Raw genomic sequence first — 7,358 nt, forward strand, 5'->3', positions numbered from 1 at the left:
CTTTTTATATCATTTTTTAATTTAACATAATAACCTTAACTTACTTAAATGGATATCTTTTACTATTTGTTTTTATAATAATATGTAATAAATATCTTTTACTTCTTATTAAAAAATATCTAATTTAAAAAAGCATATTCTTTAATTTCTTTTATTCTTAATAAACATCTAAATTATCAAATATTTTAATAAGCTAAATAATAAAAATAACTTTTTATCTTTTCTAAGTATAAAAATAATATTTAATTTGTTTTATTATCTTAAGAAAGAAATTAATAAGAATAATTAAAAATATATTTTTTAATCAATCATTTTTTATATATAAATCTTTCAATTTTAATATTTATTTTAATTCCTTATTTAAAACTTTAAAAAACTTATAAATAAGTCTAAATAAATTTATTAATAACTATTTAATTAGATATTGCTTATTTAATTTAACTTATCTTTATTTATATATCTTTAAAGCTATATACTTATAATTTAATTTTTTAAATTTAGAATTTAATTAAAAGATAAATAAAAACTTTATCCTTTATCTATAAAAAGCTAATGAATAAATAAAAAATCAAACATAGATATTTTTAAAAGAAGCTTTAATAATTTATAAAAATAAAAAGATATTCCTACTAATAAAAAACATTTTTAATTAGAAGTAAAATATATATCGAAGTATTAAGAAGTATAAATTAACAAGTCCGCAATGAGCTACTTTCCCCCTGCCAGTAAGGCGTAGTATCATCACCCACGATATGCTTAGCTTCTTGGTTCGGGATGGAGCAAGGCGTTTCCATATCTGTATAATCACGGACATTGTTATTTAAATATTCTTTTAAAAGTAATTAATCCATTTTTTTTATTTTTATTTTTAAACTAAATAATGGATTTATTTTTTAAGAATACTTAAAAAACAATGTTAAAAGCAAGTTTAAAATCTTACTCATTAAAGGCATAAAAACCTTAACAAGGAAGTGATGCTTTATTTAAGATAAGCCAAACGCTCTATTAGTACTGGTCAGCTAAAGGACTTTCATCCATTACACATCCAGCCTATCAAACTAGTAGTCTTCTAGAGAGCTTAGAGAAGATTCATCTTAGAGTTGGCTTCACGCTTAGATGCTTTCAGCGTTTATCCTTTCCAAACTTAGCTACGCTGCGATGCTCTTGGCAGAACAACAGCTACACCAGTGGTTTGTTCAACCCGGTCCTCTCGTACTAGGGTCAAATCTCTTCAATCTTCTTACGCCCACGGCAGATAGGGACCGAACTGTCTCACGACGTTCTGAACCCAGCTCGCGTACCGCTTTAAATGGCGAACAGCCATACCCTTGGGACCTGCTCCAGCCCCAGGATGCGATGAGCCGACATCGAGGTGCCAAACCTCCCCGTCGATGTGAGCTCTTGGGGGAGATCAGCCTGTTATCCCCGGGGTACCTTTTATCCTTTGAGCGATGGCCCTTCCACACAGAACCACCGGATCACTAAGACCGACTTTCGTCTCTGCTTGACTTGTATGTCTTGCAGTTAAGCTGGCTTATACCTTTATACTCTACTAGCGATTTCCAACCGCTATGAGCCAACCTTTGTAAGCCTCCGTTATTATTTGGGAGGCGACCGCCCCAGTCAAACTACCCACCAGACATTGTCCCACTTGAGGATAACTCAAGCTGGTTAGCTACCCAAATAAGAAAGAGTGGTATCTCAACAACGGCTCATAATAAACTAGCGTCTATTACTCAAAGCCTCCCACCTATCCTGCACATTCTTATCCAAGTAGCAGTGTCAAGCTGTAGTAAAGGTCCACGGGGTCTTTCCGTCTTGCCGCGGGTAGGAGGAATTTTCACCTCCACTACAATTTCACTGGATCCCTCTTTGAGACAGCTCCCATCTCGTTACGCCATTCATGCAGGTCGGTATTTAACCGACAAGGAATTTCGCTACCTTAGGACCGTTATAGTTACGGCCGCCGTTTACTCGGGCTTCGATCAAGAGCTTCGCTAATGCTAACCCCATCAATTAACCTTCGAGCACCGGGCAGGCGTCACACCCTATACATCCTCTTACGAGTTAGCAGAGTGCTGTGTTTTTGGTAAACAGTCGGGAGGGACTCTTTGTTGTAAGTTTCTTCGCTTTCGGAGTAAATCCTAATACGAAGCGAACCACACCTTATACCGAAGATACGGTGCTATTTTGCAGAGTTCCTTAAAGAGAGTTCTTCCACGCGCCTTAGAATACTCATCCCACCCACCTGTGTCGGTTTACGGTACGGGCAACATTAGCTAAACTTAGAAACTTTTCTTGGCTCGACGGCATCAGGGGTTCTCCTATCCATCCGAAGACTTCAAAGAGCCTTTCAGTTCTCAGAGTATTGTTATACGGATTTGCCTATATAACCTCCTACAACCTTAGACTAGCACTTCCATCCGCTAGCCCCCTTAGCCCTAAGCGTCCTTCCATCGCACACTAATGTTGGTATTGGAATATTAACCAATTTGCCATCACCTACCCCTTTCGGACTCGGCTTAGGACCCGACTAACCCTACGATGACGAGCATCGCGTAGGAAACCTTGGGTTTACGGCGTTAATGATTCTCACATTAATTATCGCTACTCATGCCTGCATGCTCACTTCTATTCGCTCCAGCACTCCTTACCGGTATACCTTCGACGCAAATAGAACGCTCTCCTACCACTTGACAAAGTCAAGTCTACAGCTTCGGTACTTACTTTAGCCCCGTTATATTTTCCGCGCAAAATCACTAGACCAGTGAGCTATTACGCTTTCTTTAAAGGATGGCTGCTTCTAAGCCAACCTCCTGGTTGTTTAAGTAACTTCACATCGTTTTCCACTTAAGTAAGATTTAGGGACCTTAGCTGGTAGTCTGGGTTGTTTCCCTCTTGACGACGGATTTTATCACTCGCCGCCTGACTGCTGTGATTACATATAAGGTATTCGGAGTTTGATAGGGTTTGGTACATTGGTGTATGCCCTAGCCCATTCAGTGCTCTACCCCCTTATATTACGACACAACGCTATACCTAAATATATTTCGGAGAGAACCAGCTATCACGAAGTTTGATTGGCCTTTCACCCCTATCCACAAGTCATCCCGGGGCTTTTCAACGCCTATGGGTTCAGTCCTCCACTAGTTCTTACACTAGCTTCAACTTGCTCATGGATAGATCACTTCGTTTCGGGTCTGCAGCATCTGACTAAAGCGCCCTATTCAGACTCGCTTTCGCTACGGCTTCGCGTGTGCTTAACCTTGCCAGACACCACAACTCGCAGGCTCATTATGCAAAAGGCAGTCCATCACCCTGTATTGCTACATAGGGCTCTGAATGATTGTAAGCAAATGGTTTCAGGTTCTATTTCACTCTGATCACCTCAGTTCTTTTCACCTTTCCCTCACGGTACTTGTGCACTATCGATCTGGTATTAGTATTTAGGGTTGGATCGTGGTCGACCCAGCTTCAGACAAAATTCCACGTGTTTCGCCCTACTCAGGATACTGCTAGTTAAAGTCAGCCTTTCGCATACGGGACTATCACCCTCTATGGCTATACTTTCCAGAATGTTCTGCTAAGCTTTCTTTATACATATTGCAGTCCTACAACCCCCAGTGCAAGCACTGGGTTTGCCCTCTTGCGCTTTCGCTCGCCGCTACTTACGCAATCTCTATTGATTTCTTTTCCTGAGGGTACTAAGATGTTTCAATTCCCCTCGTTCGCTCCTATTAAGGTAATGTATATCTCTATACATTGGGTTGCCCCATTCGGAAATCTACGGATCAAAGCTTCTTGACAGCTCCCCGTAGCTTATCGCAGTCTAGTACGTCCTTCATCGCCTTTACCAGTCAAGGCATCCACCATTCGCTCTTAGTAGCTTACCTTTTAACTTCTTTATAAAAGAAGATTTCGCATAAAAGTTAGATTATTCTAACTTTACCTTTATTCTAAAACGCATCACTTCCTTGTTAAAGTTTTTACAATAAGTCTTTTATACTCAAGACGGAAAGCATTTAATACTTAAAAATAAATATTAAAACTTAGCTTTAGATAATATCTTATATATAAATACATAAAATACCTATACTAAAGAAAAATATAAAATCTTATTCTTTAACAAGCTTAGTAAAATTGTTTTTAAAACTTGCTTGTGACTCTTAACATTGATAAGTAAAAGAACATTTAGGTAAAACCTAAAGTAAGCATATTAAAAATATTAAATAAATATACTTACTTTAGATTTAAACCTTTTTCAAATCTTAATCTCATGGTGGGCCTAACAAGACTTGAACTTGTGACCTCACCCTTATCAGGGGTGCACTCTAACCAGCTGAGCTATAGGCCCTTATAATGGTGGAGAATAGCGGGATCGAACCGCTGACCTCCTGCGTGCAAAGCAGGCGCTCTCCCAGCTGAGCTAATTCCCCAAAATTAGCTTTTCATCAATCTTTGAAATCTAAACAAGGATGATTGAGTTTGATTGAAGTAATAGTTGTGAGACTTATTACTTTAGTACTCTAGAAAGGAGGTGATCCAACCGCAGGTTCTCCTACGGTTACCTTGTTACGACTTCACCCCAGTCGCTGATTCCACTGTGGAAAGTAGCTATTTTAGCATCCTCGCTTCGAGTGAAATCAACTCCCATGGTGTGACGGGCGGTGAGTACAAGACCCGGGAACGTATTCACCGTAGCATGGCTGATCTACGATTACTAGCGATTCCGGCTTCATGCTCTCGAGTTGCAGAGAACAATCCGAACTGGGACATATTTTATAGATTTGCTCCACCTCGCGGTATTGCGTCTCATTGTATATGCCATTGTAGCACGTGTGTCGCCCTGGGCATAAGGGCCATGATGACTTGACGTCGTCCACACCTTCCTCCTCCTTACGAAGGCAGTCTATTTAGAGTGCTCGGCCGAACCGTTAGCAACTAAATACGTGGGTTGCGCTCGTTGCGGGACTTAACCCAACATCTCACGACACGAGCTGACGACAGCCGTGCAGCACCTGTCTCTAAGTTCTAGCAAGCTAGCACCCTCATATCTCTATAAGGTTCTTAGGATATCAAGCCCAGGTAAGGTTCTTCGCGTATCTTCGAATTAAACCACATGCTCCACCGCTTGTGCGGGTCCCCGTCTATTCCTTTGAGTTTTAATCTTGCGACCGTACTCCCCAGGCGGTATGCTTAATGCGTTAGCTGCATTACTGAGATGACTAGCATCCCAACAACTAGCATACATCGTTTAGGGCGTGGACTACCAGGGTATCTAATCCTGTTTGCTCCCCACGCTTTCGCGCCTTAGCGTCAGTTAAGTTCCAGCAGATCGCCTTCGCAATGGGTATTCTTGGTGATATCTACGGATTTTACCCCTACACCACCAATTCCATCTGCCTCTCCCCCACTCTAGATTACCAGTTTCCCAAGCAGTTTAATGGTTAAGCCATTAGATTTCACAAGAGACTTGATAATCCGCCTACGCGCCCTTTACGCCCAGTGATTCCGAGTAACGCTTGCACCCTCCGTATTACCGCGGCTGCTGGCACGGAGTTAGCCGGTGCTTATTCCTTAGGTACCGTCAGAATTCTTCCCTAAGAAAAGGAGTTTACGCTCCGAAAAGTGTCATCCTCCACGCGGCGTTGCTGCGTCAGGGTTTCCCCCATTGCGCAATATTCCCTACTGCTGCCTCCCGTAGGAGTCTGGACCGTGTCTCAGTTCCAGTGTGACTGATCATCCTCTCAGACCAGTTAAGCGTCATAGCCTTGGTAAGCCATTACCTTACCAACTAGCTGATACTATATAGTCTCATCCTACACCGAAAAACTTTCCCTACTCAACTTGTGTTAAATAGGAGTATGGGGTATTAGCACTCATTTCTAAGTGTTGTCCCCCAGTGTAGGGCAGATTAACTATACCTTACTCACCCGTGCGCCACTAATCCACTTCTAGCAAGCTAGAAGCTTCATCGTTCGACTTGCATGTATTAGGCACGCCGCCAGCGTTCACTCTGAGCCAGGATCAAACTCTCCATAATAATTTATAGATAGTTTAATCTTTTTCTTCAAAGAAAAAGTATTGATTAAAAACTAGTTTTAATCTTTTAATATATTTAAATTATAATCTGGCTCAATCGATCACTTATTTAGATTTCAAAGATTGACTATAAGATTTGAAAACAATACTAAATTAAAAGAACAAAACTTTTTTACTTAAAAAATAATTAAAGATTAAATAAATATCAATTTATAGTTTTACTCATTTAAAAATAAAATGTTCATAAAACTAAAAATATCTCTAATACAAAAATTATTTTTTTATTATTTTAAAAAACGCTTTTAAGGCTTTTTTGTAAAATTGTAAAAAAGAAATGAGATTATATTCCTAATAAGCTTAAGGATAAATAAATTTATTAAATTTTTATATTTATTTATAAATTAAAAAATTAGATTTTTTAATTTGTTTATTGTTTTAGTTTTTATTGTAAAAAAATTGTTTTACTATATTGTTTAATTGTTTGCTTATTTATTACTTTAATTTACTTTCTTTATTTCTTTCTTTATTTTTCTTACTTTACTTTTTGTTTGGTTGGATTATTTAGTTAAGTTGATTGTTGTCTGCTTTGTTTGATTTATTTGGTTAAGCTAGTTTAGATTGTTAGGTTTGTTTTTAAGATTATTTGGTAGGTTTGTTTAGTAAGTTTGTTTGGTTGGCTTTATTTAATTTAAATTGCTTTATTGACTCTTGATAATTTGATTGTTTTATCTTATTTATACTTATTTACTTGCTTAATTTATTTATTACTTACTTAATTTATTTCACTTAATTTTTGTTTTACTTTGTTTGGTTGGTTGGTTTGATATTACCTACTTTATTTATTTTATTTTAAATCTTATTTTATTTGGCTGGTAGGGTGAGTAAGGTTTGGTTATTTAGTTGGGTTTTTATTTAGTTTATTGACTAAGATTGGTTTGGTAGGTTATTATTGTCTGCTTTGATTAGTTATTTGTTTTATTAAATGTTAGATTAGATTTTAAAAAATATATTTAAATATATAAAAATATTAAAAGATATAAATATGATAAATTATTTAATTATTATAAAGATTAAAAAATATTGCAAAAAAATTAAAAAATACTACCAATTTATAATAAAAGATTTTATTTATAAAAATCAAACATTCTTTTTAATTAATTAATTAATTAAATAAACCAAAATTAAAACTAAACTAAATAAAAAACAATTTAATGATAAATATAAAGCTGTGTTAAAAATTTAATTTCATTGATAGATTATGCTTAAATTTTAGAACAAAGCTTTGAAGTGTTTTTAAATGAGATGGGTTGGTTGTT

2 tRNA genes and 3 rRNA genes are annotated in these 7,358 nt (G+C 36.9%); all 5 read right to left on the reverse strand.

The annotated features are described in order from the left end of the window. Positions 1 to 695: 695 nt before the first annotated feature. Positions 696 to 812 (reverse strand): 5S ribosomal RNA (gene rrf / locus JG676_RS07455). Positions 813 to 984: 172 nt separating this feature from the next. Further along, positions 985 to 3,893, reverse strand: a 23S ribosomal RNA gene (locus tag JG676_RS07460). A gap of 384 nt (positions 3,894 to 4,277) precedes the next feature. Beyond that, positions 4,278 to 4,354, reverse strand: a tRNA-Ile gene (locus tag JG676_RS07465). Positions 4,355 to 4,360: 6 nt separating this feature from the next. After that, positions 4,361 to 4,436 (reverse strand) — tRNA-Ala (locus tag JG676_RS07470). Positions 4,437 to 4,530: 94 nt separating this feature from the next. Next, positions 4,531 to 6,043, reverse strand: a 16S ribosomal RNA gene (locus tag JG676_RS07475). The 16S, 23S and 5S rRNA genes sit together here with 2 tRNA genes alongside, the layout of an rRNA operon. Positions 6,044 to 7,358 lie beyond the last annotated feature (1,315 nt).

Source organism: Campylobacter sp. 2018MI34 (assembly GCF_016598975.1).
Classification (GTDB): domain Bacteria; phylum Campylobacterota; class Campylobacteria; order Campylobacterales; family Campylobacteraceae; genus Campylobacter_D.